Origin of the sequence: Pseudoalteromonas caenipelagi (assembly GCF_013140855.1) — a bacterium.
Taxonomy (GTDB): Bacteria; Pseudomonadota; Gammaproteobacteria; order Enterobacterales; family Alteromonadaceae; genus Pseudoalteromonas; species Pseudoalteromonas caenipelagi.
This window is the reverse complement of record NZ_JABBPG010000002.1, coordinates 140,891-164,349: the sequence shown is the minus strand read 5'-3', so window position 1 is coordinate 164,349 and position 23,459 is coordinate 140,891. Positions and strand designations below refer to the sequence as shown.

The following is a 23,459-nucleotide window of genomic DNA, read 5'->3' as shown; positions in this document are numbered from 1 at the left end:
TAAATGAAATCTATTATTGAAAACGCTGTAATTATTTTTGTGACTGTCATAACACTCATAATATTGTCCATACTAGATAAAGTTTATGCCTTACCAGCCATAGCTAAATATGTAATAATTTTACCCATTATGGCTTTATCTTTCACTGCTTTATCTAGAAAGTTTCGTTATTCAACCCGTTTTCGGGTTTACTATTTTATGTGTGCATGCGTCATATTGCAATTTCTATTGTATCTGCTAGATGACAGCTTTTTTTTTCGCTCAATTAGTATCCAAGAACTCAATGAGAACAGAGAAGCTCTTACAGTAGTCAATTTGGTCTCTGTCAATTTTCTGTTTTTATGCCAACTTTTTTACTTTTTTAACGGGAAAATTAGTAAACAGTATTTAGTATTAGAATTTGCCGCGCTGATATTGTTTATTAGCTTAAACATTGTTTTATTTGCAAACTACTACTACAACACTGGCTTGAGTTTTAAGGGGGATATTGTTAATGATTTCAATATTTCTCTGTATTTTTCCATAGTGACTTGGACCACATTGGGTTATGGTGATGTACTTCCTCATGACAGCAACAGGCTCATAGCATCTATTCAAGCGCTTGTTGGCTATGTATATATGGCAATTTTAATCGGGCTTATACTGAGCTTTTCCCACAACCAAAAGACAAGCCAAAACTAACGGCTTGTCTTTACATCTGAACTTAAGTATTCCCCAAGTACAACCAATAGTATTGCAACTTCATTTTGGGTTTTAGGGTCCAGTTGTTGAGAGCTTAATAAGTGCGAAAGGCCATTTAGGCTAGCAGCTACGTTATTGGCTCTACGCTCTGCGTCTTCAATCTCGTTGTCTTTACTCATTGGCCCTCCGAGTATTGCTGGGGCGTAAATAAGTATGGGTATATTCTTGGAAAGGTTTCATGTGGGCTCCGGTATTTTTTCGAATAAATAAAAGCGCTGTTGGGCGTTCGAAAGACGTTACCGGAAGGTTGTCCGCGTTTATTCGCGCATAATCAATGTATGCCTTATTTCACGCCACCCAACACACAGAAGCGTATCGTAGCTGATCGCAGTAGTCAATGCAGTCAATGTCTGAAAAGTGTACTAATTCCGGTTGCGGTTTCGACGCCGCTTTCGCAGCATAGCGTACTCGAAAATTGATTAGCAATAGTTGGATTTATAAAAATCCAATACAAAAAAGGCCAGCAATCGCTGGCCTCTACACAACTTAAGTTTTATTATTTTTTGGTTGGAGCCTGCATAAATTTGAACGTCATTGAGTACAGCGCAAACAACTCTATAAACATAAATGCCGCTTTAGTTTGTGGGTGAATGCTATACAACCAACGGGCATTTTCATACCAGTACTGAACCGTATCAGGTGCAATACAGCCCTCACAAACAGCATTTATAACATCCAGCCTGCGTAAGAAATGTTCCCCTAAAAAAAGCACATCCATAATCGTGGCTATGAATAAAATGAGGATCATTAAGTGGTCCTGTTTACGAAAGGTAAAATCTGTTTTGCCTGTGATCTTGTGTAACAGAGGCACACGTAACGTTAGTACTACGAGAAAAGCTAAATTAAAAATGGCGTTGTATGGGTAAATGACCCAACCAGTGTATAAGCTTGGAAAGTGCTGCGGTAAAAACTGCATGGGTAGGTCTGACACTCGTGCAGCAAGCAGAATTAGCGCAAGCGCTAAGGTATCAGTATCTTTAAGTTTAGTAACAGCTATATAGGCTATTGCACCTATTGTTAGCAGTTGGAAGTTCAAGGAGTCCTGATATATTTGGACCCCATACCCAATGATAAGCGCAAAGATTGCCAGGTTTAAAAAACTAAGGGGCAACCGGTGGTGGAGTCTGCGTTCCTCGTTGTAGTAGCTCATTTATCTGATATTCCTGAATTTGTCTTGCTGCTGGTGGTGGAGTTATAGTGCCGCCTCCTGCAACCGCAGCCAATTGTTTTTTACATAGCTTTTTCATAAGAGTCTCTTCCTGTTTGTTGAGTTCTTATGAATATATCACTCGTGTTTTGTTTGATCTACTTTGTCTATTTCTTCTATACCTGCTTGCTCACCACCACGCACTAAGGCTGATAAGGACGGTATTAATTGCGAAGGTTCAACAGACAATTTAACACACAGTTGTACGTACTTGTGCAACGGGACATTGCTTACACCAGACTCCCAGTTTTGGTAAGTTCTTAGGCTAACCTCTGCCAACTTAGCCATATCGGTCTGTGAGCGCTTTTTCCCTCCAGCAGTGCGCAGCATTCCCAAAATTGTTGTAGAAAGTAGCTTCATTTGATGTCCGTATCCTGATAAACAGCATCAAGACTTGTTGAGTCATTGTATGTTATTAATATGTAAAATATATAACAATAAGTAACAACTGAGCAAGGATAGCATCTTTGAATATCAAAAATTTTTTATAATACGAAGATTTTTGCATACTCCTCTGTGTAGATTGAACGTAATAGGTCAATAAGGAGATTTATAATATGCGAATTGAACACATTGCTGCTTCACTAGAGACACTATCGGCTCTGCTATGTGACTCTAATAACAGCATGCAAGTTGAACAAGTAAATGCTCTAGGTGAGACGTTAGCAGGAATTTTGCTTGATTTGATGGAGGTTATACATAAAAGTGATTCATCAATTCAACAGCTTGAAGACAGACTTGATTGAACGTTGTTTGGGAGACCTATAACCTCCCAACCATACAAAAGACTTACTTAATCAGTCTTATTTGGCGGTGGCGGTATTGGGTTATCACTTATATATCTCATAAATTCATTGTACCGCTGCTTTCGTATTTTTTCGACACTTACTTCGAATGTTGATAATAAATCACGTTTCTCTCTTAGAGATAGTTCAACGTTTGAAATCCGTACCTTGAATTCCTCAATCATTGTGTCAGGTATTGTTAATGCTCCACTCGTTTTAGCTTTCAATGCCTTGAATAACGCCTCTTGTAAGTCATTTCTAGTTGCATTAAGTTTATTTATTTCAGACTCAATTTGCTCTTTACGTATTCTCAAATCTTCTTCTAGGATAAAATCCATATCGGCAGTTGCATTTGCCAAACTTCGCCAATTGACTTTAAATCGTCGTCCAATTTCGCTTCTTGTTTCTCGCACTTCGTCCACTATTTCACTGCTCACATTTTCGCCTAAGTTCTCTTTTGCAAGCTCAAGAAAACGAGCGGCTTGATACATGTATAGTGATTTATTTGTCTTATTTCTAAACTCTTTTACAAGGTCTGGATGGGGGCCCAAAGTCTTTCCCTGAAACTTTTGCCACCAGTCCTCTTTTGCATCATCGGTAATCAAAACAATGTTTTGCTCTATTTCGTTTGCTTTATCTATGACTTGTGACCAAAAAATATAATCACCGTATACTCTGCACTGTTCTCGAAGTGAACTTACGTCTTTTGCTTTAGATGAATCTTTAAAACCAGGAGGTACTTTTTCTTTATATCTTTCTTCTCCCTCAATTATTAGTTGCTTTAAGCGTTTATCATCGTATGTTGGACCTACTTTATTATCGAAGATATGGGCAATAGAGTCTTTTATCTCATCATTGCTTATACGTGCTGTATGTACTGATTTATTATCGCTTAGTTCGATACATAACTTTTCAAAAACACTGTTAGCTTCGTCCATAGTATCCGAGTTAACAAAAGGGTGTTGTCGAGAGTTTTTCAATGATTCTTTCAATTTTTCAATAGCTCTGATAGTTTCCTCATAAGACCTTTCCTGATCCGATATTACTTTTGTTCGATTAACGAGATACTCTTCGGCAGTCCTGTTTGACAGCCACACCCTATCTCCTAACTTTTCGAAAATACGTAGTAGCTCAGTCCTTGTAACTTCAGAATAACGATAAAGGTTAAGGAGAATATTTGCGTCGAATACAAAAAGTGAAGAGTCCCAAATTTCGCGTAGATTCTCTATATCTTCTTTAAAGTATCCAGGAAAGAGATCTTTCATAATGTTTCACCAATTAAAGATTTTTTTACAGTTTATCTTGTCGAAAAAAGTAAACAAGAGTTATATGGGTTTAAACAAAAGGTTACTTCCTTTGATTTAGGCAGTTTTGGAAAACTAATCTGTAATACGCTCCCACGGCTGATACCACCAAAAGTGATTTAGCTCAGGGCGCTGGCTCAGCTCTTCTTTGCTTATATAGAGTAGTGCTTTGCTTTTGAGTTGATTAGCCAACCGTTTTAACTGGCTATCTGTGATCTGATTTTGGCTGTAGAGGTTGTCGAGCATAGCAAGGCCGTCGCGCTCATCCGCCCAATTGTCTGGCTCTAGCAGCAGTGTTAGTGCCATGCTTAGCGACTCTTCACTTATCTTTGATGTATATTTGCTGTGCGCCATGTTGCTTTAGAGCCTCGTACTTATCCTTAGTAATAGTGTAAAACGTATGGGCTCCGCCAGCAAACGCTCTAAAGCCTACCGCCATGCCAGCTTGTTTTGCTTTCTCTTGCCACTGAATGACCACAATAGATGCGTCAAACTCACCGTTTTTTCGGGGGCTGAATGCCAGCCAAGCTTCATCAGGCTCATTGATAGCCGCTTGCGCCTTGTCGACTAAATCAGCTAACCAAGAGCGGCGTTCTATAGCGTGGTTGATGGCCGCTTTGCTTAATTTGGATTTTGTTAAATCCTGCATTCGGGTCGAAAAAAATCCGCGACTGCTGCTAGCACTGTATTTGAGTATCGCTGGACCTAATTCATATTGAATTGAACGCATAGCCAGTGAATTTGGGATAGTTTTTAGCGCGGCTCCGGGGTGTGCTTTGAACTGGTGTTCACGCTTTGCGGTCTGATTTTGGTAAATATCGGCTGTTTTAATGCCGCTTGGGGTGATTTTACGCTGTTTTAGCTGCTCTCGGGTTGCTGCGGTAACAATGGAACGGCAACCATGATGATTGGTTGGGTGAAAGGTATTCCAGAACTTATCTCTTTTGGGCTTAACTGTACCGTGTAGCTTTTTGCATAGCTCCGTTGTGTGACCATCTAGAATGGCGTTGTAAATCAAAAACTCTATGTATTCGTTTTGTTCTATCTGGGCCCAGCGCCCAGCGTTATACGCCGCCATCATGTTGTTGCGATAGTGCGTGTGTAACCAACCAGGGTTAGCCTCTGTTACTCCGGCTGCATCGAGCAGTTGATTCAGGTTTTGCAGCAAGTATTCAGGGCTATGACCTTCTTTTAGCTGAGCTTGGTACATATCCTTAATTTTGACGATGACCGCTTCCTGGCTTACTTTGGCTATTGTGAAGGCGCGGAATTTTAAATTAGCCTCCAGCTCTGTGTACTCACCTTTACTTATGGGCACTTGAGCACGTAGATAGTCTTCTGCCTCAACAAATGGCACTTCATATTCATATATAGAGTTGCTAAGTTCAATTGGGTCTGGACTCTTACTCTGCTTATATATGTGGTAGTTGCCGTACAGCCAGGCCAGAGCCATAGCTGAAGCATACATTTGAGCAAACCCCTTAGCGTGTGTCTGGCCTAATGGTGCGCGTTTGGTAAACCGTGCTGTAATTTCATCTTGGAGAATACGAGCACTGTGCCGCGCGTACTGCCCCTCTAAATCAATCATTTGTTGCAGCAGCACTGCATCGGCTAATAATAGATCGTCCATTATAAATACAGATTTAGTGTGGGGTCGGTGTAGTCGGTTCCTGGGTTACTGAGTTGCAACGACTGTTTTGTTTGTTTGGGTGTTTGTGCATCTTTGTATGTCTGCTCATCAAATAATAGCTGTGCTTTTAAATGACCATAGCCGTTGAGCTCTAATATCCAGCGAAACAGGGTTTTGTTTAGCCGGTTAAGTAGTAGCTTGATATCCTCTATTGCATAGGCTTCAAGGGTATTCTCGTGTACTTTACCTAGTGCTTGCGTACCGTATTTGCTCTCGCCTTGTGCCAACGTCTGCCCAGTGATCACTTTTGATATAGCCTTGTTTTTAGCCTCAATTGTTTTTTCAATTTCTTCTAATTTGCCCGTTACTTTTAGCGATTCGATAGATTTAACCCCAGACAACGCGATGCCTGTTGCGCTTTCCAATCCTGCGAGGGCTGCACTGATCCGATCTAACTCTGTTTGGTCTTCAGTTTCTGCTAACGCGATTACAGGTGGAATACTGTATTTATCACCCAATCTGGCCATTTGAGCGATGGCTCCCCATTTCATTTCCCAGTGTGGATAACAGCTTTTTAAAACAGTTTCACCATATGGGTTTTCACGGGTGGCATTGCGCGTGAACAGAATGACTTTTTTATCTGGCACTGCTTTAAACTCATAGCTTTGATTGCTGTATAGCAGCTCACCGCGTTGGCCAATGCGAAACTTTTCCGGTGCGCGCTTTTCTATGGAGTCGACCCACCAGTCAGCCCCCGCATTACCCCATTGAATTTCGCAAGGGTTAAAGCCGAGCTCCAAAGCGCTCAAGCCATCTTTTTGGTCTTGGGTAAATGTGAGATTAGCGAGCACATCTTTAATCAGCGCAATGGCCCGTTCATCACCAACCCAAATAGTGGGTTTTGCTAATGCCCGGCTTTTGCGTAAATCCAACGAGGCGATTACCTGATCGTCTTGCAACATAGTATGGATAGCACCCCAGTAACTATTAAACGTGGGCACATCGTAAATTTGCCCAGGTTGCGGGTAGTAACCAATTAATGGGTTATTAGAATCTAAAGGGGTTGTAAGAGAGTTTTGCATCTTGATGTACACTTATTTTGCTGGACTTTTTAACGGCTTGCTCATCGCTTTGCATACCTAATAAAGCATTAAGGATCACATAGGCATCTTTACGTTTTTCTTCACCTGTCCCTTCAAACTCACACAGGCTATACAGTTCGTAAATAGCCATTTTGCTTAACGCCTCGCTAAGCAACGCCCGTTCATCGTTATTAAAGTCGTTATTTTGAGCCTTACCTGCGATCAGCTTCGAATACACCCAAGTAGCCGCCTTATTGATTGCAAGTGGCACCTTATCCGGTGAGTCATACGTAAGAGTCTCAAACAGTTGACTATCGAGGCTGCTCTGCACAGCCTCAGTTGAGACCAGGGCTTTGATCTCATCTAATGTCATGGCGTAGATTCCGGTGCAGGTTCCGGCGCAGGTTCCGCTACAACGTCAGCCCAGCAAATGGACTTAACGACCGGACCGGGGAGCGGTTTAGAGCGCCCAATGATGTTCATTTGACTTGGGTTTTTAATGATTTCTTGGCTTGGAAAAAACGGCAATGCAACCAGCCCAGCCTCAATGTCATCTAATGCCAGCCACCAGAAACCATGACCGGCTTCAACATCAGCGGCCACAATTTTATGATCCTGGACCTTTTTAGTGACAGCTTTATTTGCCCCAATGTACGTGCCACTTTCCATGGTCACCGCAATACCACCGATATAGATAGTGTTTTCTTTAATTTCGACCTTGATGATTTTGTTGCTGGCCTTTTCAGCTATAGCAAGCAAAGCCGAATATGCTTTCTTACCCGCTTTGAACTCGACTTTTGTGCCAAAACCTTGCTCTTCAATGGCTGATTTCATGTCGCTAAGATCTGTGAAAATCTTAGTGACTGATGCATCTGATGCGTCCCATTTAGTAGTAGGTGTGTGCGTCAATGTTTCACCAAATGTGATTTCGTAGGTATCCATACCTGAATCTGTTTTCATTGGATATGCAATCTGGCCTGTTAACGCCTGGGCGCATAATGCTTCAGATGATTTAGTGACAATCTTCATCATGCGATCTGTCTTTGTATCGACCATTTGTTGAATTGAAGATGTAGTTAGCAGCCGCATATTGTTTAGATCTGTCGCTGTTAACGCATCGATCATGTCGATACCCTGAGGCTCGATCAACTCCAGTGATTGGCCGTTGCTGCCGATGTTATACGCTGCTGTTCCTCGACGGACAACTGGCACGTTTTGAATCACAGACTGCAACTCAGAGGTGGCTATATGAGCCAGTTGGTGCTGTACTGCATTATTAAATAACCAGTTTCTGATAGTCTGACTCACGGGCTTTTGCTTAGCGATACGCTGAGCTATGTGCTGTGGAGTTAAAAACCCTTGAACGGTTTTAATGGTGTTTGAAATATGGATCATAGCTTATTACCCTTACTTATCTTTTGTAGACGCAGGCTTTAGCGCTTCATCAAACGCAACACCGGCTTTTTTTAATTCAGTGAGCGAGGTTTGCACATTTTTCAGCAGTTCGTCTCTGTGCTCACTGTGCAGCAGATTGTAAGCATTGCCGCCCAACTTACTGACGCTTGTTAAAAGGCCGTTGTATGCGGTGCTAAACCCTTCGCGAGCTGCTTTTTGATTGGCTTCATTTGACATGGTGTTCTCCTTAATGAGTGGGCCGGGGTTAACTTAACCAAATACCCGCAGCTTTGAGTTTCAATTCCTGTGCTGGTGTAATTGCATTACTGTTCACGAGTACGTGTTCACGAACTGCAACACCGTGCTCAATGACTGGTCCCGTTTCAGCGTTATCAGTATCTACGTTTTCAGTCGCAACCCCTTCGATGGTGCCGTTAGTACCATCCCAAGTGACTAAATCAGCGCCGTTTTCTGCTACAACGGTGCCAGCAGGAATAACCCCTTTACCGGTTGCAAAACGGCGATTACGAATAATCGGCGGGTGGCTTGGTTCAACAATACTTTTCTGTGTAATAGCAACACTGCCTAAGTTAAATGTGGTCATCATTCGCTCCTAAAGTTTGTTGGCCAAGTCGCTTAGCTCAAAGGCTTGACCGTTATCGCCAGGGTTTGAAAGCTCCAGGTTATCTAGCAGACCTGCGTTACTTTGTGATTTGCTGTCTAGTCCATTAATAAAAGCCATGGTTGATTGGTACAGGCCATCAGCGCTGTTATCTGCCAGCTCGACAGCTTCTGCGTTGTTTAATCGGCCAAGTAGCGGCTTAAGTTGGTCATCGCTTAAACCCTTGCCTTGTGCAGTGGTGGTAATATTGGCAATGCGATCCGCTTTGACAGTATCCAATACGGCAGACAGCTCTTTACTTGGTTTATCGGTAGTGGCATCCGTGCCTTGCTGTCCGCTCACATTGTCCTTTTTGGGGTCGTCCAGATCTTGTCCTTTGTAGACCTTCGCTTCTAGCGCGTCCACTTTTTTTGTGATTGGCGTTAGCTTTTCATCCAGCAACGCCGCTAGTTCTTCTTTGGTCACGTCGATTTCCTCTTTGATTATTTCAGCAGCTAGATAAATGATGTCGTCCGTGGTGGTGCTCAGTTCGACTAGCTCCAGTGTTTTGGTGTCAGCAGCCGGTGGCAGTTGGCCACAGGCTGCTACATGATGTAAGTAATACTCGCCCGTTTCCGGGTGTGGGGGGATTCCGGCACTGAACCCTTCAAATTCGCCTGCATCCTCACGCTTTTCAAGCTCAGGCGTATAGTTTATGTTGAGAACCAGTGCCCCTTGCTCATCTATTTCTAGATCGCTGGCCCTACCAAACGCAGGCACTTGATCAGCTCCCTTTTCTGGGTGTCCTAAAGTAATGGGGGGCCTTGTTTCCGCCTTATAGTTCTTAACGACTTGCTTTAGATGTTCACTTGTTACAACCTGGCCATTCGCTTGCTTGCCAGGTGTAACTAAACGCAGCTTACGGACTCGCATTACGCCAGCTCCTTGGGTTCAACCAGCCCATTAGCTAGGTCAATGAGTAGCACAGTACCGCCGCTGTCTTTCATCTCAATAAACTGCACATTGATAGTGAGCTCAAATTCAGACTTGCCCTCATCGTTGGGGTTTTGTCCTGGTATGGTTTCAGACCAACCACGAATTGTGGTGTTAGCAACGTTGTCAAATGTCAGGCCGCTTTTTGAGTCCAGCGCTTGGCATTCACCAGCAAACACAACATCAATGTAACCATCGTTATTGATGACTTTTCGCCAGTCACTGGGGGCGATGTTATTGAACTTGAGTTTGCTTGTGACCGCTTCAAAATTGCCGTTCGGTACTTTTGCCGTGCCTGGCATTCCCATACCTTTTAGCTCGACCATTTCGCGCTTAATCTCGAGTTCGCCAGATTCCAGTCGACCCACATAGTCAGTACCACCGATTAACACACGATTTCTACGCCAGTTTACAGCCGCCATGTTAGCCTCCTAATAATTGATTTAACGCGATTTCAAGCCCAGGCACATAGACCTCTGCTTCATATGTAACGTGCTCAATGGGCACAGGTGGAGTGGCTTGGATATGATATTTAACCTTGCCGTTTGCCAGGTTGATAAGTGGGTTGTCCTCAATGCGCAGTTCACACTTTCCGTACACCAAAGCCGTGCCCACTTTAGAGCGCAAAAAGTCGTTTACGCTTAACTCGATTTGCCCAATCATGGATGTGGCTAAATCGTTGGGACGAGTAAACATGGGTTTATCCAAGAACTGACGCGTAAAAAACTGGATCGATTCCTCGATGATATCCATGGTTCTGCGCCAAGGAATAAAGGTGAGTGAATCTGATTTTGATGGGAATGCAGTTGAACGATTTCCCCAAGCTCTAAAGCCTGAGCCATCATTTAACACAGAAACAATACCTTGGCCTGCTAGGTAATTTAGCGCATTGTCGTTATCGCGTGGGTTGTACTGAATCGAGCGTTCAACCCCAACAACCCCTTTTAAAACGTAGTTTGACGGACTACACCAATACCCGGTGTGGTGTGGTTCACCCGTTTGGTTTTTGTCTACTTGGGCCATCAATGCCGCATAACGTGCCGACAACCAAGTCGCTACGACTTGCCCCGCATTATTGAGGGTTTTTACGCGCGGATAAGTAACGATTGCGCGGTAATCGCTAAACGCACCTTTAAATGTGACCGCTTGCTCTGGTGTGGCAGTTTCTGGCGCATCAATCACAGACACAGCACCAATTTTATTGCCAATGGCTATCATCTCAGCACCCACACCAATTTTATGGCTAAATCCGGGGGCAATGATAATCTTCGGGAATAAGCCATACTCGCCGTAAGCGTCTTCAATACGTTTTAGCCCCGCAACCACATTGGCGATTTGGGTAGATTCGGTGCCATCTTCAGCAACACGTATTGCGACAACCGTTAATGTTTGTACATGGTCATATATCGCATCGAACGCTTCACCCAACGTGCCATTGGTGCCGTACAGCGCTTCAGCTTCATCAGCGGTTCGTACTATTTTGATTGCATCTAGGTCGCCCATATCCGCCGTGCCAACCACGGCGATAATAGCGCTCGCAACTTCGTTAATTGGGATTGGGCCTGAAATCGTTTCAATGATCTCAATCCCTTTTTGTAGTGACATAGTGATCTCCTAGTCGGTTAACTAGGAGTGAGAATAAGCTTTTTAAAATTTTAACTTTGCTGTACAGCAAACGCTTAGCGGTTAACAGTGAGTTGGTAGTCGTACTGTTGGCCATTAAGTATGTAGTTGAGCTTGATGTGTAAACGGCCATTGGCCGCTTGGCTAATATCGGGTTCTATGCTCGTTAGCGTTATCCTGGTCTCATATTGATTGATAGCGGCGGTTACTTCAGCAATGAGCCGAGGCATGGCAGTCATGGGTTGGTCTAAAAAGTCCCACAGCGCACAGCCAAATTTATGATCAGCAATGCGACTACCTTTAGGAGTAGTTAAAATCACATCAATACTTTGGTTAATATCGTCGATGATATCGCTGTGGCGAGACTGGCCGTTTAAACGCATCGCATACATATCAAATTGCTCCTGAACCTATCTTAATTTTGATGCACATCACTTTAATAACCCAATGGCACTAATCCACATTTTTAAACCCGTAAATCGCTTTACAGGCGTTATTGTGTTTTAGCAGGTGGTGGCACACTTTTATCGTGGTCATGAGTATTGTAAATATCTCTATCACCAGACATAGCACGAACCGCGTCTGACACCTCTGCATCGCTGTGAATATTGCCGGTTGTATCTAATGTGCCGTCCATTATTGTATTGCCGTTGACCTGTACATCACCATTAATCGTGGTGTGCGGTGCGGTAATAACGAGTGTACCCGCTGGCATATTCAGCTCGCAGTGGTGCTGATCTTGGTCATAATGAAATGTTGTGCCGTCTTCAAACTGCATCCAGGTTTGAGCGGGGTTGTCTATTGGTGGTGTGTCTGTGTCGTTGTAAGTGGCACCTAATACCACGCCGCGTTCCATCCCACTGAATGGAACGAATAGCGCCCAGCATTGTTCGCCCATCTTGGGTATAGTGTAAATTTGTACACCTAATGCACGGCGACTAATTACAGGTAGCCAATCGGTTTGCACGTTATCGTGTCCTGGCAACACGAGTTTTACTCGATGGCCAACGGGGTCTAAATCAACGACCTCACCGCAGGCCAGCAGACGTTCCAGACGAGACTGAATATCGGTAATACGCTGTGCTAGTTTGATGAGCCTATCTAACATTACCGATACCCTCCGGTGAATGCGCTGATTTTTTGCGCGATGGTACGCACAGCGGCGTGGCCAACGGTTGACCCCCCGACAAAGCCGCCGCTGTTTTCCAATTTTGAGATGCACATTTCTAGCGCGTCTGGTCCGTCGTCGTGATCCTTGGGGTAATTTAGGATTTGCTGAACTAAACGTGTTTGCTCTTCTTTAAACTGTAAAACACCATTTTCGATATAAGGGGCAAGACTCTGGATACGTAGGTCTTTATTACCCCCTTTAAAGCTCTTTAACGGCAGTCGAATCGACATTTTTGCGGCTTCTCTGGCAACCATTTTTTTATAGATCTTTTGAAAGACCACATCTTCAAACCAAATCGTTTTAGGTTTCCACACTTTGAATACTTCTATGATTTTGTAAGCCAATTGCAAGTCAGACTTTCGCTCAATCCACGCATACAGCACATAATAAACGCCGGTTTCTGGGTCATAGCCCACCACAACAATGGCACTAAAATCTCCGTCTTTGGTGCCCGTTGCTGGGTCTACGGCCATAATAATTTTCAACCGGCGCATGACATCGATGGGGAGCTGGGCGTAGTACTCGATCCATTCCTCGTGAAATTTTCGTTCTTCATCTGACAATGGCTGGTTAAGCCATTCAGTGCTAAATATGGACGACCCCAAATCGCGCGCTTTTTTAATAATGTCACGGACTGACCAGCGCTCTGGCCACAGCGGTGTTATATGCTCATTGATGTCTTTATGTTGCAGCGCATCACCATTTTCATTGGGAACAACAGCAGAAAAGCGCAGACCTAACCAGTTTTCGAGTTGTCCTTCAGCTATTTCATTGAGCAATCTTGAGGGTAAATCATCCGGGTGCATAATGGTGTTAGCGATGATGGTTAACGCGCCTTTACCAAGGTTTAAAATAACGCGCTTAAACCATTTATAGATTTTGTCTCGCTGTGTTCTACTTTCGACTTCATCATCTTTTAACAAGTCATCACAAATAACATGGGTTGGGCGTTGAAACTTGTTTTTTATACCGCGCAGTGTTTGGCCTGCGCCGACTGCCGCAATGGCTGAGCCGTTAGCTAATTGGATCTTTTTCTTTGACCAGGTATTGCCCTTAACTTTTTGTACTCCGTAGTCGTCAATGATCGCATCGTTGTCTTCTAATGCGCTTTTTATTGCATCCAGCATATCCGTTGCGGAGTCTTTAGACGCGGCACATAACACGGGAAATTCACCGGGGAAGTTCAGTGCAATCCAAAGTGGCAGAGCCTGCGTGTTGCGGGTGGTTTTACCATGGTCTCGCGGCTCTATATCAAGCACGGCTTCCAATTGCTCGCCGGGATTGGGCATCTTGATAAAATCATGATCCGTTTTTGCGATTACGGACTTAAACAATTGTTCATGCTCCGCGCTAAGTGTACGTTTGGAGACAACATCAATTAATGCCGTTTGATACTCAGCAAATTCCAGTGGGAACGCTTGTGGTAGGTAAGTTTTACAAAAATAAGCAAATGAGCCTTTGGCTTTGCGTCGTCGTTCAGCGCGACGCAGTTCTATATCTTCATCGTAGTTCTGATCAGCTTCGGCCAACAATTCTTCTAGCATAGTTAACCTTTTGCGCTAATCCGGCTGACGATTTCACGTAATTTTTGCAGCAGCTCAGGTTCACTTTTAAGCTGCCCAGCAAGCTCTTTTAGGAACTTTGATTTAGCAGCTTCAAATCCCTTCTCGTATTCCATACGCAATCGCCCCAGATTGGCTTGCGCACGTGATAAATCTGCCAGAGAAGCAATGAACTTTTCAGGGCTCGTAAAGTCCAGACCATCCATAGATTTAGCAAATTCCAAAAACTTGCCAGCCATGATGGAATTCACTGATTCAAAAATATCTGTGTTGGGTGTATTTTTGACCGTTTCCATGAGTAGTTTAGCTTCATCAAGTACTTGCTGGTGTTGTGCTGCAACTTCTTCATAGCTCTTGAGTGAGCGCTGGATCGAGCTTTTACTAACGTCAAAGCCCTCAGCCTTAAGAACCTGCTCAATTACACGGATCTCCATCTTGTCTTCCGTGTACATGCGGATCACCCGTTCAAGCAACCCCAACATTTCAAGCTTTGGACGTGGTGGCATGACTCAATTTCCTTTTGGGGCATATAAATCAGAATAAATTTGATCCACGCGCGCTTTAAGTTCGTCATGTTCCTTCTGACCTGCTTTAGTCGCTACTTGTACTTGTGTCTGTTTGAGCACTTCAGTTAGACCCTTAATCTGGCCACTGAGATAAATAACCGCAATGATTGCGCCTCCGTTCAAACACAGCTTTATGGTTTCTGACAGATTTAAATTATTGATCATGTCCATTCCTTTAAATTCAATTTTTTGCGCTGGTCGTTCCAGCGCTTAATTGATGACTCAGCCTTTTTCTTTAGCTCTGCTTCTGAGGTGGTATCAGGCTGTTGTAATGACATTTGCCACATGGTGGCTTCTAGCATGGTCATGTTATCCATGGGTCCACTCTGGATATTCATCGGATGTCATCATTTTGGCTAGTGTGTAAGCCCGTTGCCCCAAACAGTCGCCAACTTGCCGAGCCCAACGAGAATTAAGCATTTCGAATGTGGCGTCGACCCAATTTCCAGCCTCGATAGCCGCTCGCATTTTTGTAAAGTTCGCTAGGCCACTTAGTCCCAAATTAAATGCCATATCACGCAGCACATCACGACGTGTGTAACTGATCTCTGACCAGTTGCTAAACATCTCTGGTAGCTTTTCATTAATTTTCTCTATGTCATTGGCGAGCAAGTAATACGCTTGGCTCTCTTCAGAAAGCCGCATCGCTTTTGGTTCGCAGCACTTCACACCCATTGATGAAAGTGCGTCGATTTCATCCACAGACAATGGATTGTCTTCCAAGTTTCGGCCTATACCAATTGTCCATTTACCTGCGCTGCATTGATACGCTGATAATCGCAGTCCTTCATGTCGTTTTAGTAATTGATAAATACGCATCCGGTTTCCTCGTAACCATGTAATTAACTTATTGGCCAGTTTAGCTATTACGACGTGCGCGCATTGCTGTACAGCAAAGCAGCGCGGAGCAATCTGTCACACTTGCAGCATGAAAAATTTTTTGAGTTCGTTACATAAATTTGAGCGACTAGCGCATGGTTTGCCTGAGGCTTTGGGGCCGTTGGTTGTTGCTGGTGTGCAGCAGGTGATCAGTGATTTTAGCGAGCCTGGCAATAGTGCATTAACTCGTCGTTTGAAAGGCAACAAAGGGCCACTGAAGGACACGGGCGAATTACGGGCAAGCATTGCCTATACAACTCGTAATGACTCGTTATTGGTGGGCACCAATAAAGCTCATGCGCCATTACTTAATAACGGCGGAGTGATTAAGCCGAAAACGGCCAAGATGTTGACGATACCAGCCACACGGCAGGTGAAGCTACAAACAAATATTAGAGGCGTTCGCGGTTTTTTAAGCTCGCTGGAGTCTCGGGGCTGGTCAATCGTCTGGCGCGGTGGCTCAGTGCTTGGTACGCCACCAGTTGGCCAGAAAGGGATCGGACTAAAGTTGCCAGCCAAACTAGACAAGAACGGTAAAAAGCAACGTCCAGCATATTTGCTGTTCTATCGTAAAAAGCAGGTTGTGGTACCTGCGCGTCGATTTATGAGGCTAACCAAAGCGCAAAAGTTAGAGCTGAGACAATTTGTGAAAAGCTATATGTCGGGAGTAACCAAATGAGAATCATAGAAAACCAAGAACAAAAATTAGTTAATGGAGAAGCGCTGAACTTTTTGCAGACATTACCGAGCGAAAGTATAGGGTCATTGATCACAGATAACCCTTATAGCTCTGGAGGTCTTCATCGTTCTGACCGAGTGCAAAAAACTAGCGCTAAATATCAAGGCACGGGATTTAAAGACCTTTACCCAGAATTTGTAGGCGATAACCGAGATCAGTTTAGTCAACTGGCTTGGATGAACTTGTGGTTGACCGAAGCATACAGGGCGTTAGAAGTTAGCGCATATGTTCTGCTGTTCAGCGATTGGCGGCAGTTGCCTTTAACTTGCACAGCATTACAAACAGCCGGATTTATTCAACGTGGCATTGTGCCATGGGATAAAACCAAAGCGTCGCGCCCTCAAAAAGGACAATTTAGGGCACAGTGCGAGTATGTGGCTTGGGGCACTAAAGGGCCACTCGATGCAGGTGCCAAAACGAGACCCGCATTACCAGGTTGTTTTACACATTCTCCAATGAAAGGCGGGAAATACCATATCGCAGGGAAGCCAGTCGAATTAATGAGAGATTTAGTCGAAATAGTTCCACCGGGTAAAATCATACTCGATCCATTTATGGGGTCTGGTTCCACAGGTGTTGCGTGTAAGGGAAGAAACCCATTTGTAGGTGTTGAAATAACTGCGGATAACTTTGCTGTTGCATGTGAACGGTTGGGCGTAAACGAGGATGCTGCATGAATGAACATCTAGACCATCTCAAACAACAGCTAACTGAGCTGTTGAATATGCCTGGTGTTATAGAGCCCAGCAAAGCAGGATCTAAAAGCCACTTTAGACTTTTACCAGGAGAACTTACCCTAAACCCGCTAGCGCAGAGCTTAGAGCAAACAGACGTACCCTACGAGGCACAGATAAAAATTGTGTTTAGCTGGCGTATTGAAGGCGGTAACGAAAAGCTGATTTTAACGGATAAGGCACTCGCTTTGTCTATTCGCGTTGCTGAGTTTATGCACCAGGATAACGACATTAAAACACAATGTACCGCACCAATAACGTTAGATACGGGGCTGTCGCTATCTGAATATGGGCGCGTTAACAACATTAAAAAAGTAAAAGGCGAATTTGCCAGCTTAGAAGACGACAAGTTGTTTTTATACCGTGAAGACTGGCAAATGGAGCTATGTATACGAGTACTGCGCCATCATACACCACCGACCTTACAGCGTATCACGTTATCAAGTGGCGATAACGACCTAATCGTGGAGTAAATTTATGATTTGGGGGAGCTGGGGCGCAATCATTTTTGAAACAACATCGAGTCCAGACAAGCTCACGAGCACACAGCAATATCGATTGGTTGCTCATGCGCTTATTAATAGATACCCAAGCCATGAATTTATGGGTGAAGACGAGCATTCGACCATTATGTCGTGGACGCTAAACAGCCGTTATTGTGATCCCGATAGTATTTATGGCCAGTTGAGCGACGCAGCAAGCATAGGCACCTACGCACCATTGGTGATTGGCGGTAAACAAGTTGGTCAATTTGCAATCCGTGAGATAAAAAAAGATTTGCTCAACACATCCCCCGAAGGCCACACGCGCGTGATTAAGCTCACTGTTAACTTAGTAGAGGTTCGCCCATGAATAGCACAGTTAGTAGAGATGGGGAGCGCTGGGATCAGCTTGCGGTGCGTACGCTGGGCCGCTCCGATATGGATACGGTGAACAGTATTATTGCCGCAAATCCTCAATTGCTCCCCTCAACGCGCTATGCAACTACGTTGATAGCTGGGCTCAAAATTAATTTACCTAGCATCCAGCAAATACCACAACAAACCGTAGGAACGGCACCATGGCGACGCTAAAACAACCCAAATTAGCGTTAACCTGGGCAGGCCAAGATGTAAGCGAAGATCTAAGCGCATTTGTTGAAGAGTTTACGTTTACTGATTCAATCGAGGGTGGTCGAGATGAAATAACATTGCGCCTAAACAACAAAGATGGGCGATTTAATAACGAGTGGTTCCCTGACTATGGCGATTTAATTGAGCCGGTGATCATCTCTGATAGTGGCCGCTGGGCACTGGGAAAATACGCAATTGATAAAGTAGCCCCTCGGTTTAACCCCAGTGTATTCGTGGTATCAGCACTTGCACAGGAAATTAACCGTGACGCATTGGAGAAAGTGCAAAGCCGCGCATTTGCCAATACTTCATTGCATGCCGTGGTTGGCACATTAGCAGGTGAAACGGGGCTTAATCCAAATGTTGATGGCCAAGACCAAAATCTGAAGCGGTTAGACATGCGCCAAGAATCAGCACACCAACTATTACAGCGGCTCAGCAAACAGTATGGTTATTACTATGCAATCAAAGGCGACCTGTTGCTGTTTCTATCCAAACCACCTGTTACAGATGTCGCTATCGATATAAAACAAGATCCGCGTTTAAAAGCGGCCAGTTTTGAGATAAACCCGCGCAAAGCCTACGCCAAAGCGACGATACAGTTTTATGATACACAGCAAAAAAAACTGATCACACATACCGAGACCGCTGACGGAATACCAGGCGATAAGACACTAAAGCTTTATGATATTGCTAATGATATCAGTGATGCACAGCATAAATGCCTGACACAGTTAAAAGCGCAAAATAAAGCCGCCGGAGGCACTGGTACCGTAACTCTGACTGGTTCAACCATAGATGCAGGTTCGACTATTAAACTGAACAATGCGGGAAAACTGCCTGAGAACTGGCTAGCTGAGAAAGTTACAACAACGCTAAACAGCACAACCGGTTGGACGACCCGAATCAACTTAAAAGTAAAGGAGTAAGTCGTGGATATCTCATTACTACAGGCACCTGAGCTAGACAACACCACTTTTCAAGAGCGTCTAGCCAGGTTAAAACAGCAATATCAAGCAGGCACAGGGACATACCCAGCGCAAACATACCCAGAAACATTCTTGCTTGAACAAGTCGCTTATGAGGGCGATTTATTACGCCAACAGATCAACTATGAGTCATTACAAAACTTGCTGGCTTTTGCTGTAGGCGAACGACTAGATCAATATGGTCAATTTATGGCAACGCCAAGATTACCAGCAGCCTCAGCATTAGTGCGAGCGGTATTTAAATGCAATGGTCATGCACAGCCATTTACGATGCCAAGTGGTACAGAAGTACGCGCAAGCGACAATAAAACCATTTTTGTAACACAAGCCGCAATTACTGTGATGCCGAGTCAAAACCAAGTAGATGCCATTTTGATGTGCAGCACCGCCGGTACTGGTGGCAATGGGTTTTTACCTGGTGAGATCAACCAGCTCACTCAGCCGCTGGCATACGTACAATCTGTCAGCAACATTGATACGTCATCTGGTGGGATAGCACCAGAATCGGATGATGCATACCGAGTACGTTTACAACTGGCCCCCGCTAAATTCTCGACCGCAGGCTCTGAGGACAGTTATATTTTTTATACTCGTTCAGCCCATCAAAATATCGTTGATGCAAAGGTAACAAGCCCAGCACCCAGTGAAGTTGAAGTGATTGCGCTACTACGCGGTGGGCAAATTCCAGACGATGCTATGCAACAACTGATCATGAATACAATCAGTGATAAAAAGGTGCGCCCAGTGGGTGACAGGGTTACATTAAAATTGCCTAGCGCTGTTAATTTTAGTGTGGAGATAGTGCTGCAGTTTTACCGCAATCAAGCGACAATGACGGACCCAAGCGAGCAAAGCGCTAAAGCAAAAGTAGAAACGATAGTGGATGATTGGCGTAATCAACTTGGACGGGACATAGTTCCTGAGCAATTGATCACAGCTTGCCAGTCGCTACCGGGTGTATACAGAGCAACTACAACGCTTGGGTTTCAGCAACTCTCTAATGATCAATTTCCGGTTTGTACTGGCGTAACAATTACTAGCGCAATTGTAGATGAAGCGGCGCGTTAGCTAGCTTGGTTTGTTTTGAACTTCCCAGCTCGTGACTTTTTTCGCTGCTAACCACTGCCCGAGATTATCCAACCGCCATGTACGCAGTTCGTCAACTCGACCGTGGCGGATTGTATAAGCTGTTCGAGTTTCTGGCGCGATACCGATTAAATGGTATTTGTTTCGTTGGCTGCTTTGTTGTGCTATAAACTTACGCATAACACCAGTTTCAAACAACCTCACAAATTCCCCCTCAGTGACCCTGTGAAATACTAAGCTCATACATTCCCCCATAATGTCGGTTACATTTCGTCGTTTTGTCGTTTCATTCTATTTGAGCTGAAAAATTTAGGCTGCTGTACAGCAAAGCGTTTTTTAACTTTTGCATAGACTTTGTGTAAAAGGAGGACGCAATGAAACTACTAGATACATTCAAAGATGTTGCCCCAACGCTAGTAACAGCGATTGGTGGCCCATACGCAGGGCTTGCAAGTCAGGTTATTAAATTGGCTTTTGGTGATGATGATGATGCACAAGTGGAACATCGTTTAAAACAACCTACAGACGCAGACATCGCCGCATTACAACAAGCCGAGTACGATTTTTCGGTTAAGATGAAGGAACTTGGGATTACCCATGATCAGCTATATTTTGCGGATAAACGTGATGCGAGAATGATGCAAGTGCTGACTAAATCTAATATGCCAGCCGTGTTAACTCTATTACTAACCGTCGGATTTTTTGGAGCTATGACAGCAATTTTGATTATTGATCTGTCAACAGAGCGGCAGCACCTCGCCATGTTTATGTTGGGTACGTTACAAACATGTTGGGTCGCATGTGTGCAATTTTATGTTGGTACGAGTAAATCAAGCCAGGATAAAACGAATAAGTTAGCTGAGGCGTTAAAACGTTAATTGTTAATGTTGAGTGAGTCTGGAAAGTTAAAAATCTAGTTCTAACTGGTCCCCAGACTTTGGGGGCTGGGGGTTATGGGCACTTTCAACAAACACATACCAGCCGTGAAAGCGGCAAGCGAAAAAATGTAGCTCTTTGATTTTAGAGCGTCGGGTTCGAGCACAACCAACAACGTGCTTGCTGGCTGGCACCAAATTAGTTTGCAGAGTCTGCTGCGCCATAGTTCGATCTATCCCAAATGAGATCAGCGACATCAACGAGCTTAAATACATCAACGCAACCAAGTTCCGACTTGATCACGTTTTGGTCAATCCGACCAATACCAAACTTTTCAAAAAACTCGCTTACAGGTATCCAACCTTCAGGCCAATGACTTTTTAAAATTACCTCAACATCTTCCACTGATTGAGGGCTAACTATCGCATGGTTGTTTAGTTGTTGCATAGCTGATAAATATCCTCTAGTTCAAATACAACCAGTTGTAACAGCTCGCGTGTGTGCTCTGGACAGTGGTTAGTGATGGTTTGAACTGTGCCTTTGAGCGCTTCGACTCTGCTTACAATATTGCGGGGGATTGTGAGCCGTGATAGTGACTCTAAATCAAGTTGGAAGTCCAAATGATCAGCATTAAGCTGTGCATTAATTTTTTCAATATGTGGCGCTATATCACCCGTGTACGTGCCGTTTAGTACTCTGTATATAGTGGTTCTATCCATGCCGCATTTATTCGCGAGTTTGGCTAAAGAGCCGTACTTATCTTTTAACTTTTCTGCTGAATCTTTCATACTTTCCACTTCTCCAACCCGGTGATCACGTTTGACATTTGGCGTCTATCTAGCTGATAGACTGATACACATTGCTGCTGCGTTGTGCGTTGTATAAAACCAGCTAACTCTGGGGCACCTAAACCCGACCAACCCTTTGACTTAACGACTGCGGTCAGTTTTTTATATTGCTTGTTTGTAGGGTTGTTATTCTGTCTCGTTTGCTGCTGTGCCTTTGCAACAGGTTTCGGTAACGCGCCTTTGGCTTCTAACAAATTTTTAAGCGCCTTTAGCTGGGCATCGGTTAAGTCTTTGCAACTAGTTTTGCTTGTACGTTGCTTTAGCCAATGCCTATAAACCGCGTCAGCATCGTCTGGCAACATTTGGTTTAAACCAAGCAAACTTGCCGCACCTTTGTGGATCAGGCCGTAATAAGCATTTCTGTTAATTTGCATAACAACTCCAATCTTAAAAAGGGGCCGAAGCCCCCTGAGGTACTCAATTTGTCTAACTGTTAACCGCGTCTTTTAACGCTTTTCCTGCTTTGAACTTAGGCACTTTAGCTGCTGCAATTTGGATCGCCTCTCCAGTCTGCGGGTTACGGCCTGTGCGTTCAGCTCGTTCCGTTACTTCGAAAGTACCAAACCCTACTAGGGCTACCGGTTCACCTTGTTTAAGTGACTCAGTTACAGCGCCAATAATTGCATTTAGCGACGCTTCAGCATCTTTTAGTTTAATGCCTGCGCCTTCTGATACTTGTTGAATAAGTTGTGCTTTGTTCATGATTTTTCCTGTTCTTTCGTTGATGTTTTAGTGCCACAAAATGGGCAAAATGTTGGAACCATATAAATGTGTTCAGTCGTTGGGTTCTTGTATGGCTTGCCATCCGCTTTAGCTTTTTTGTAAGTCGTCTCTATAGGAATAATCAAATTCCCTTGAAAAGAAATATTTGACCAGTTCAACTTGAGTGTTCCCGTTAAAATACGTGGGTTTCTTTTTGCAACACGTTCAGTAGCGCTTTTAAGTAAGGTGTTTAAACAATCACAAGCCATAATAGATCCCTTATTTTCAAGCAGGTTTTTCAGCGGTCCAGCGGACACTTGTAGAGTAATCAACAGAGACACAAGCTCTCACCGAATCACATAGCTCATGCTCAGGTGTATTGCAGATCTCTTTGAGTTTCGGCGTTGTCTTGTGTTTGATATCGACACTTGTTAAATCGTCAAAACGTTCGCCTAACGCCTCTTTTAGTGAGTCAGCATCTGTAATGTTGTAGCGCGCTGTTTCACTTGTTGAAGCACGGCTAACACCTTTGATCACAACAGATACGCCAACCCCCGCAATATCAATAATTTGTTCGTTCACTTCTTTTAGCTTTGTTTGTAGGTTTTCAATTTGTACTTTTAAATCCCAACCATTTTTCGTTAAGCCAACAAGCTTTGAGCCTGCGCGTTTTTCTGTTTGGTTTTTTCCTTTGCCGGTTATAACTACCACCTCGGCTTTAGAAGGGTCGAAAATAGCTTGTGCAGTCATAATTTAGTCTCCTGTAGTTTGGCTGCTCATCAGTACCGGGCAACCACACCCGGCAGACCTCTGGTTTATTCAGAGGTTTCGCTT

The 23,459-nt window shown here is 44.0% G+C and carries 39 protein-coding genes and 1 other RNA gene; 10 read left to right on the top strand and 30 right to left on the bottom strand.

What is annotated here, in order from left to right:
* Positions 1 to 3: 3 nt before the first annotated feature.
* Positions 4 to 681, top strand: coding sequence for a potassium channel family protein (locus HG263_RS05520; protein WP_171625078.1), 678 nt, complete (start codon positions 4 to 6; stop codon positions 679 to 681).
* Here HG263_RS05520 and HG263_RS05515 read toward each other — a convergent pair.
* From HG263_RS05515 to HG263_RS05500, 4 genes are all read right to left on the bottom strand, one after another.
* Entirely contained in the window at positions 678 to 860 is a 183-nt protein-coding gene (locus HG263_RS05515; protein WP_171625077.1) for a hypothetical protein, read from the bottom strand. The two genes, HG263_RS05520 and HG263_RS05515, sit on opposite strands and share 4 nt — an antisense overlap.
* A gap of 377 nt (positions 861 to 1,237) precedes the next feature.
* Entirely contained in the window at positions 1,238 to 1,777 is a 540-nt protein-coding gene (locus HG263_RS05510; RefSeq protein WP_171625076.1) for a hypothetical protein, read from the bottom strand.
* 64 nt (positions 1,778 to 1,841) lie between these two features.
* On the bottom strand, positions 1,842 to 1,988 hold the full coding sequence (locus HG263_RS05505; RefSeq protein WP_171625075.1) for a hypothetical protein: 147 nt from the start codon (positions 1,986 to 1,988) through the stop codon (positions 1,842 to 1,844).
* Positions 1,989 to 2,026: 38 nt separating this feature from the next.
* On the bottom strand, positions 2,027 to 2,308 hold the full coding sequence (locus HG263_RS05500) for a helix-turn-helix domain-containing protein (protein WP_171625074.1): 282 nt from the start codon (positions 2,306 to 2,308) through the stop codon (positions 2,027 to 2,029).
* A gap of 197 nt (positions 2,309 to 2,505) precedes the next feature.
* On the opposite strand from HG263_RS05500, the gene HG263_RS05495 reads away from it, so the two are divergent.
* A complete protein-coding gene (locus HG263_RS05495) occupies positions 2,506 to 2,694 on the top strand; it encodes a hypothetical protein (protein ID WP_171625073.1) in 189 nt (62 codons plus the stop codon).
* A gap of 47 nt (positions 2,695 to 2,741) precedes the next feature.
* Here the strand turns inward: HG263_RS05495 and HG263_RS05490 are convergent, their stop codons facing one another.
* The 18 genes from HG263_RS05490 to HG263_RS05405 all read right to left on the bottom strand — a co-directional run bounded on the left by HG263_RS05490 (position 2,742) and on the right by HG263_RS05405 (position 15,479).
* Positions 2,742 to 3,998: a PIN-like domain-containing protein gene (locus HG263_RS05490; RefSeq protein ID WP_171625072.1), complete on the bottom strand. Its 1,257-nt coding sequence runs from the start codon at positions 3,996 to 3,998 to the stop codon at positions 2,742 to 2,744.
* Between the two features lie 114 nt (positions 3,999 to 4,112).
* A complete protein-coding gene (locus HG263_RS05485; protein ID WP_171625071.1) occupies positions 4,113 to 4,343 on the bottom strand; it encodes a hypothetical protein in 231 nt (76 codons plus the stop codon).
* Between the two features lie 13 nt (positions 4,344 to 4,356).
* A complete protein-coding gene (locus HG263_RS05480) occupies positions 4,357 to 5,667 on the bottom strand; it encodes a phage head morphogenesis protein (protein ID WP_171625070.1) in 1,311 nt (436 codons plus the stop codon).
* Positions 5,667 to 6,749 carry a phage portal protein family protein gene (locus HG263_RS05475; RefSeq protein WP_171625069.1) on the bottom strand — a complete coding sequence of 361 codons (1,083 nt, stop codon included), beginning with the start codon at positions 6,747 to 6,749 and terminating at the stop codon, positions 5,667 to 5,669. Before HG263_RS05475 ends, HG263_RS05480 begins: the two co-directional genes overlap by 1 nt.
* Positions 6,715 to 7,122, bottom strand: coding sequence for a hypothetical protein (locus HG263_RS05470; RefSeq protein ID WP_171625068.1), 408 nt, complete (start codon positions 7,120 to 7,122; stop codon positions 6,715 to 6,717). Before HG263_RS05470 ends, HG263_RS05475 begins: the two co-directional genes overlap by 35 nt.
* Positions 7,119 to 8,144 (bottom strand): major capsid protein, encoded by a 1,026-nt coding sequence (locus tag HG263_RS05465; protein WP_171625067.1) that lies wholly within the window; start codon positions 8,142 to 8,144, stop codon positions 7,119 to 7,121. Before HG263_RS05465 ends, HG263_RS05470 begins: the two co-directional genes overlap by 4 nt.
* A gap of 12 nt (positions 8,145 to 8,156) precedes the next feature.
* Entirely contained in the window at positions 8,157 to 8,381 is a 225-nt protein-coding gene (locus HG263_RS05460) for a hypothetical protein (protein ID WP_171625066.1), read from the bottom strand.
* A 28-nt stretch (positions 8,382 to 8,409) separates the two neighbouring features.
* Entirely contained in the window at positions 8,410 to 8,751 is a 342-nt protein-coding gene (locus tag HG263_RS05455; RefSeq protein WP_171625065.1) for a hypothetical protein, read from the bottom strand.
* A gap of 6 nt (positions 8,752 to 8,757) precedes the next feature.
* Complete coding sequence (locus HG263_RS05450; protein WP_171625064.1) at positions 8,758 to 9,678, bottom strand: hypothetical protein; 921 nt, start codon at positions 9,676 to 9,678, stop codon at positions 8,758 to 8,760.
* On the bottom strand, positions 9,678 to 10,160 hold the full coding sequence (locus tag HG263_RS05445) for a phage major tail tube protein (protein ID WP_171625063.1): 483 nt from the start codon (positions 10,158 to 10,160) through the stop codon (positions 9,678 to 9,680). The genes HG263_RS05450 and HG263_RS05445 overlap by 1 nt, the downstream gene beginning before the upstream one ends.
* A 1-nt stretch (position 10,161) precedes the next feature.
* On the bottom strand, positions 10,162 to 11,343 hold the full coding sequence (locus HG263_RS05440; RefSeq protein ID WP_171625062.1) for a phage tail sheath protein: 1,182 nt from the start codon (positions 11,341 to 11,343) through the stop codon (positions 10,162 to 10,164).
* A 74-nt stretch (positions 11,344 to 11,417) separates the two neighbouring features.
* Positions 11,418 to 11,753: a GPW/gp25 family protein gene (locus HG263_RS05435; RefSeq protein ID WP_171625061.1), complete on the bottom strand. Its 336-nt coding sequence runs from the start codon at positions 11,751 to 11,753 to the stop codon at positions 11,418 to 11,420.
* Positions 11,754 to 11,854: 101 nt separating this feature from the next.
* Positions 11,855 to 12,469, bottom strand: a complete 615-nt coding sequence (locus tag HG263_RS05430) for a phage baseplate assembly protein V (RefSeq protein WP_171625060.1) — start codon at positions 12,467 to 12,469, stop codon at positions 11,855 to 11,857.
* Entirely contained in the window at positions 12,469 to 14,076 is a 1,608-nt protein-coding gene (gene terL, locus HG263_RS05425) for a phage terminase large subunit (protein WP_171625059.1), read from the bottom strand. The genes HG263_RS05430 and terL overlap by 1 nt, the downstream gene beginning before the upstream one ends.
* A 2-nt stretch (positions 14,077 to 14,078) precedes the next feature.
* Positions 14,079 to 14,600, bottom strand: a complete 522-nt coding sequence (locus HG263_RS05420; RefSeq protein WP_171625058.1) for a phage protein Gp27 family protein — start codon at positions 14,598 to 14,600, stop codon at positions 14,079 to 14,081.
* 3 nt (positions 14,601 to 14,603) lie between these two features.
* On the bottom strand, positions 14,604 to 14,825 hold the full coding sequence (locus HG263_RS05415; RefSeq protein ID WP_171625057.1) for a hypothetical protein: 222 nt from the start codon (positions 14,823 to 14,825) through the stop codon (positions 14,604 to 14,606).
* Positions 14,822 to 14,977: a hypothetical protein gene (locus HG263_RS05410; protein WP_171625056.1), complete on the bottom strand. Its 156-nt coding sequence runs from the start codon at positions 14,975 to 14,977 to the stop codon at positions 14,822 to 14,824. The genes HG263_RS05415 and HG263_RS05410 overlap by 4 nt, the downstream gene beginning before the upstream one ends.
* On the bottom strand, positions 14,970 to 15,479 hold the full coding sequence (locus HG263_RS05405) for a glycoside hydrolase family protein (protein WP_171625055.1): 510 nt from the start codon (positions 15,477 to 15,479) through the stop codon (positions 14,970 to 14,972). Before HG263_RS05405 ends, HG263_RS05410 begins: the two co-directional genes overlap by 8 nt.
* 121 nt (positions 15,480 to 15,600) lie before the next feature.
* Here HG263_RS05405 and HG263_RS05400 point away from each other — a divergent pair, with 121 nt between their 5' ends.
* From HG263_RS05400 to HG263_RS05370, 7 genes are read left to right on the top strand one after another with little or no spacing between them, the layout of a single operon-like run.
* Entirely contained in the window at positions 15,601 to 16,218 is a 618-nt protein-coding gene (locus HG263_RS05400) for a phage virion morphogenesis protein (protein ID WP_171625054.1), read from the top strand.
* A complete protein-coding gene (locus HG263_RS05395) occupies positions 16,215 to 16,955 on the top strand; it encodes a DNA-methyltransferase (RefSeq protein ID WP_171625053.1) in 741 nt (246 codons plus the stop codon). The genes HG263_RS05400 and HG263_RS05395 overlap by 4 nt, the downstream gene beginning before the upstream one ends.
* Complete coding sequence (locus HG263_RS05390; RefSeq protein WP_171625052.1) at positions 16,952 to 17,485, top strand: hypothetical protein; 534 nt, start codon at positions 16,952 to 16,954, stop codon at positions 17,483 to 17,485. Before HG263_RS05395 ends, HG263_RS05390 begins: the two co-directional genes overlap by 4 nt.
* 4 nt (positions 17,486 to 17,489) lie before the next feature.
* Positions 17,490 to 17,864: a phage tail protein gene (locus tag HG263_RS05385; RefSeq protein WP_171625051.1), complete on the top strand. Its 375-nt coding sequence runs from the start codon at positions 17,490 to 17,492 to the stop codon at positions 17,862 to 17,864.
* Positions 17,861 to 18,085, top strand: coding sequence for a tail protein X (locus HG263_RS05380; protein WP_171625050.1), 225 nt, complete (start codon positions 17,861 to 17,863; stop codon positions 18,083 to 18,085). The genes HG263_RS05385 and HG263_RS05380 overlap by 4 nt, the downstream gene beginning before the upstream one ends.
* Positions 18,073 to 19,053 carry a phage late control D family protein gene (locus HG263_RS05375; RefSeq protein WP_171625049.1) on the top strand — a complete coding sequence of 327 codons (981 nt, stop codon included), beginning with the start codon at positions 18,073 to 18,075 and terminating at the stop codon, positions 19,051 to 19,053. The genes HG263_RS05380 and HG263_RS05375 overlap by 13 nt, the downstream gene beginning before the upstream one ends.
* A 3-nt stretch (positions 19,054 to 19,056) precedes the next feature.
* Positions 19,057 to 20,181, top strand: coding sequence for a baseplate J/gp47 family protein (locus tag HG263_RS05370; RefSeq protein WP_171625048.1), 1,125 nt, complete (start codon positions 19,057 to 19,059; stop codon positions 20,179 to 20,181).
* On the opposite strand, the gene HG263_RS05365 is transcribed toward HG263_RS05370, so the two are convergent.
* The gene (locus HG263_RS05365) at positions 20,182 to 20,442 is read right to left on the bottom strand and encodes a hypothetical protein (protein ID WP_171625047.1); all 261 of its coding nucleotides are present in this window, start codon (positions 20,440 to 20,442) and stop codon (positions 20,182 to 20,184) included.
* A gap of 131 nt (positions 20,443 to 20,573) precedes the next feature.
* On the opposite strand from HG263_RS05365, the gene HG263_RS05360 reads away from it, so the two are divergent.
* Complete coding sequence (locus HG263_RS05360; RefSeq protein WP_171625046.1) at positions 20,574 to 21,077, top strand: hypothetical protein; 504 nt, start codon at positions 20,574 to 20,576, stop codon at positions 21,075 to 21,077.
* A 196-nt stretch (positions 21,078 to 21,273) separates the two neighbouring features.
* Here the strand turns inward: HG263_RS05360 and HG263_RS05355 are convergent, their stop codons facing one another.
* The 7 genes from HG263_RS05355 to HG263_RS05325 all read right to left on the bottom strand — a co-directional run bounded on the left by HG263_RS05355 (position 21,274) and on the right by HG263_RS05325 (position 23,459).
* Positions 21,274 to 21,522 (bottom strand): hypothetical protein, encoded by a 249-nt coding sequence (locus tag HG263_RS05355; RefSeq protein WP_171625045.1) that lies wholly within the window; start codon positions 21,520 to 21,522, stop codon positions 21,274 to 21,276.
* Positions 21,510 to 21,863, bottom strand: coding sequence for a hypothetical protein (locus HG263_RS05350; protein ID WP_171625044.1), 354 nt, complete (start codon positions 21,861 to 21,863; stop codon positions 21,510 to 21,512). The genes HG263_RS05355 and HG263_RS05350 overlap by 13 nt, the downstream gene beginning before the upstream one ends.
* On the bottom strand, positions 21,860 to 22,297 hold the full coding sequence (locus HG263_RS05345) for a phage protein GemA/Gp16 family protein (protein ID WP_171625043.1): 438 nt from the start codon (positions 22,295 to 22,297) through the stop codon (positions 21,860 to 21,862). Before HG263_RS05345 ends, HG263_RS05350 begins: the two co-directional genes overlap by 4 nt.
* Positions 22,298 to 22,349: 52 nt before the next feature.
* On the bottom strand, positions 22,350 to 22,625 hold the full coding sequence (locus HG263_RS05340; RefSeq protein ID WP_171625042.1) for an HU family DNA-binding protein: 276 nt from the start codon (positions 22,623 to 22,625) through the stop codon (positions 22,350 to 22,352).
* Positions 22,622 to 22,894 carry a hypothetical protein gene (locus HG263_RS05335; RefSeq protein ID WP_171625041.1) on the bottom strand — a complete coding sequence of 91 codons (273 nt, stop codon included), beginning with the start codon at positions 22,892 to 22,894 and terminating at the stop codon, positions 22,622 to 22,624. The genes HG263_RS05340 and HG263_RS05335 overlap by 4 nt, the downstream gene beginning before the upstream one ends.
* 16 nt (positions 22,895 to 22,910) lie before the next feature.
* Positions 22,911 to 23,375 (bottom strand): hypothetical protein, encoded by a 465-nt coding sequence (locus HG263_RS05330; protein ID WP_171625040.1) that lies wholly within the window; start codon positions 23,373 to 23,375, stop codon positions 22,911 to 22,913.
* A gap of 16 nt (positions 23,376 to 23,391) precedes the next feature.
* An RNA gene (locus HG263_RS05325) (hammerhead ribozyme type II) lies at positions 23,392 to 23,459 on the bottom strand.

What these genes read in the sequence shown, in the direction of transcription:
- HG263_RS05520 (WP_171625078.1), top strand. Translation starts at nt 4, where the DNA reads ATGAAATCTATTATTGAAAACGCTGTAATTATTTTTGTGACTGTCATA.
- HG263_RS05515 (WP_171625077.1), bottom strand. Translation starts at nt 860, where the DNA reads ATGAGTAAAGACAACGAGATTGAAGACGCAGAGCGTAGAGCCAATAAC.
- HG263_RS05505 (WP_171625075.1), bottom strand. Translation starts at nt 1,988, where the DNA reads ATGAAAAAGCTATGTAAAAAACAATTGGCTGCGGTTGCAGGAGGCGGC.
- HG263_RS05500 (WP_171625074.1), bottom strand. Translation starts at nt 2,308, where the DNA reads ATGAAGCTACTTTCTACAACAATTTTGGGAATGCTGCGCACTGCTGGA.
- HG263_RS05495 (WP_171625073.1), top strand. Translation starts at nt 2,506, where the DNA reads ATGCGAATTGAACACATTGCTGCTTCACTAGAGACACTATCGGCTCTG.
- HG263_RS05490 (WP_171625072.1), bottom strand. Translation starts at nt 3,998, where the DNA reads ATGAAAGATCTCTTTCCTGGATACTTTAAAGAAGATATAGAGAATCTA.
- HG263_RS05485 (WP_171625071.1), bottom strand. Translation starts at nt 4,343, where the DNA reads ATGGCACTAACACTGCTGCTAGAGCCAGACAATTGGGCGGATGAGCGC.
- HG263_RS05480 (WP_171625070.1), bottom strand. Translation starts at nt 5,667, where the DNA reads ATGGACGATCTATTATTAGCCGATGCAGTGCTGCTGCAACAAATGATT.
- HG263_RS05475 (WP_171625069.1), bottom strand. Translation starts at nt 6,749, where the DNA reads ATGCAAAACTCTCTTACAACCCCTTTAGATTCTAATAACCCATTAATT.
- HG263_RS05470 (WP_171625068.1), bottom strand. Translation starts at nt 7,122, where the DNA reads ATGACATTAGATGAGATCAAAGCCCTGGTCTCAACTGAGGCTGTGCAG.
- HG263_RS05465 (WP_171625067.1), bottom strand. Translation starts at nt 8,144, where the DNA reads ATGATCCATATTTCAAACACCATTAAAACCGTTCAAGGGTTTTTAACT.
- HG263_RS05460 (WP_171625066.1), bottom strand. Translation starts at nt 8,381, where the DNA reads ATGTCAAATGAAGCCAATCAAAAAGCAGCTCGCGAAGGGTTTAGCACC.
- HG263_RS05455 (WP_171625065.1), bottom strand. Translation starts at nt 8,751, where the DNA reads ATGATGACCACATTTAACTTAGGCAGTGTTGCTATTACACAGAAAAGT.
- HG263_RS05450 (WP_171625064.1), bottom strand. Translation starts at nt 9,678, where the DNA reads ATGCGAGTCCGTAAGCTGCGTTTAGTTACACCTGGCAAGCAAGCGAAT.
- HG263_RS05445 (WP_171625063.1), bottom strand. Translation starts at nt 10,160, where the DNA reads ATGGCGGCTGTAAACTGGCGTAGAAATCGTGTGTTAATCGGTGGTACT.
- HG263_RS05440 (WP_171625062.1), bottom strand. Translation starts at nt 11,343, where the DNA reads ATGTCACTACAAAAAGGGATTGAGATCATTGAAACGATTTCAGGCCCA.
- HG263_RS05435 (WP_171625061.1), bottom strand. Translation starts at nt 11,753, where the DNA reads ATGTATGCGATGCGTTTAAACGGCCAGTCTCGCCACAGCGATATCATC.
- HG263_RS05430 (WP_171625060.1), bottom strand. Translation starts at nt 12,469, where the DNA reads ATGTTAGATAGGCTCATCAAACTAGCACAGCGTATTACCGATATTCAG.
- terL (WP_171625059.1), bottom strand. Translation starts at nt 14,076, where the DNA reads ATGCTAGAAGAATTGTTGGCCGAAGCTGATCAGAACTACGATGAAGAT.
- HG263_RS05420 (WP_171625058.1), bottom strand. Translation starts at nt 14,600, where the DNA reads ATGCCACCACGTCCAAAGCTTGAAATGTTGGGGTTGCTTGAACGGGTG.
- HG263_RS05415 (WP_171625057.1), bottom strand. Translation starts at nt 14,825, where the DNA reads ATGATCAATAATTTAAATCTGTCAGAAACCATAAAGCTGTGTTTGAAC.
- HG263_RS05410 (WP_171625056.1), bottom strand. Translation starts at nt 14,977, where the DNA reads ATGGATAACATGACCATGCTAGAAGCCACCATGTGGCAAATGTCATTA.
- HG263_RS05405 (WP_171625055.1), bottom strand. Translation starts at nt 15,479, where the DNA reads ATGCGTATTTATCAATTACTAAAACGACATGAAGGACTGCGATTATCA.
- HG263_RS05395 (WP_171625053.1), top strand. Translation starts at nt 16,215, where the DNA reads ATGAGAATCATAGAAAACCAAGAACAAAAATTAGTTAATGGAGAAGCG.
- HG263_RS05390 (WP_171625052.1), top strand. Translation starts at nt 16,952, where the DNA reads ATGAATGAACATCTAGACCATCTCAAACAACAGCTAACTGAGCTGTTG.
- HG263_RS05385 (WP_171625051.1), top strand. Translation starts at nt 17,490, where the DNA reads ATGATTTGGGGGAGCTGGGGCGCAATCATTTTTGAAACAACATCGAGT.
- HG263_RS05380 (WP_171625050.1), top strand. Translation starts at nt 17,861, where the DNA reads ATGAATAGCACAGTTAGTAGAGATGGGGAGCGCTGGGATCAGCTTGCG.
- HG263_RS05375 (WP_171625049.1), top strand. Translation starts at nt 18,073, where the DNA reads ATGGCGACGCTAAAACAACCCAAATTAGCGTTAACCTGGGCAGGCCAA.
- HG263_RS05365 (WP_171625047.1), bottom strand. Translation starts at nt 20,442, where the DNA reads ATGAGCTTAGTATTTCACAGGGTCACTGAGGGGGAATTTGTGAGGTTG.
- HG263_RS05360 (WP_171625046.1), top strand. Translation starts at nt 20,574, where the DNA reads ATGAAACTACTAGATACATTCAAAGATGTTGCCCCAACGCTAGTAACA.
- HG263_RS05355 (WP_171625045.1), bottom strand. Translation starts at nt 21,522, where the DNA reads ATGCAACAACTAAACAACCATGCGATAGTTAGCCCTCAATCAGTGGAA.
- HG263_RS05350 (WP_171625044.1), bottom strand. Translation starts at nt 21,863, where the DNA reads ATGAAAGATTCAGCAGAAAAGTTAAAAGATAAGTACGGCTCTTTAGCC.
- HG263_RS05345 (WP_171625043.1), bottom strand. Translation starts at nt 22,297, where the DNA reads ATGCAAATTAACAGAAATGCTTATTACGGCCTGATCCACAAAGGTGCG.
- HG263_RS05340 (WP_171625042.1), bottom strand. Translation starts at nt 22,625, where the DNA reads ATGAACAAAGCACAACTTATTCAACAAGTATCAGAAGGCGCAGGCATT.
- HG263_RS05335 (WP_171625041.1), bottom strand. Translation starts at nt 22,894, where the DNA reads ATGGCTTGTGATTGTTTAAACACCTTACTTAAAAGCGCTACTGAACGT.
- HG263_RS05330 (WP_171625040.1), bottom strand. Translation starts at nt 23,375, where the DNA reads ATGACTGCACAAGCTATTTTCGACCCTTCTAAAGCCGAGGTGGTAGTT.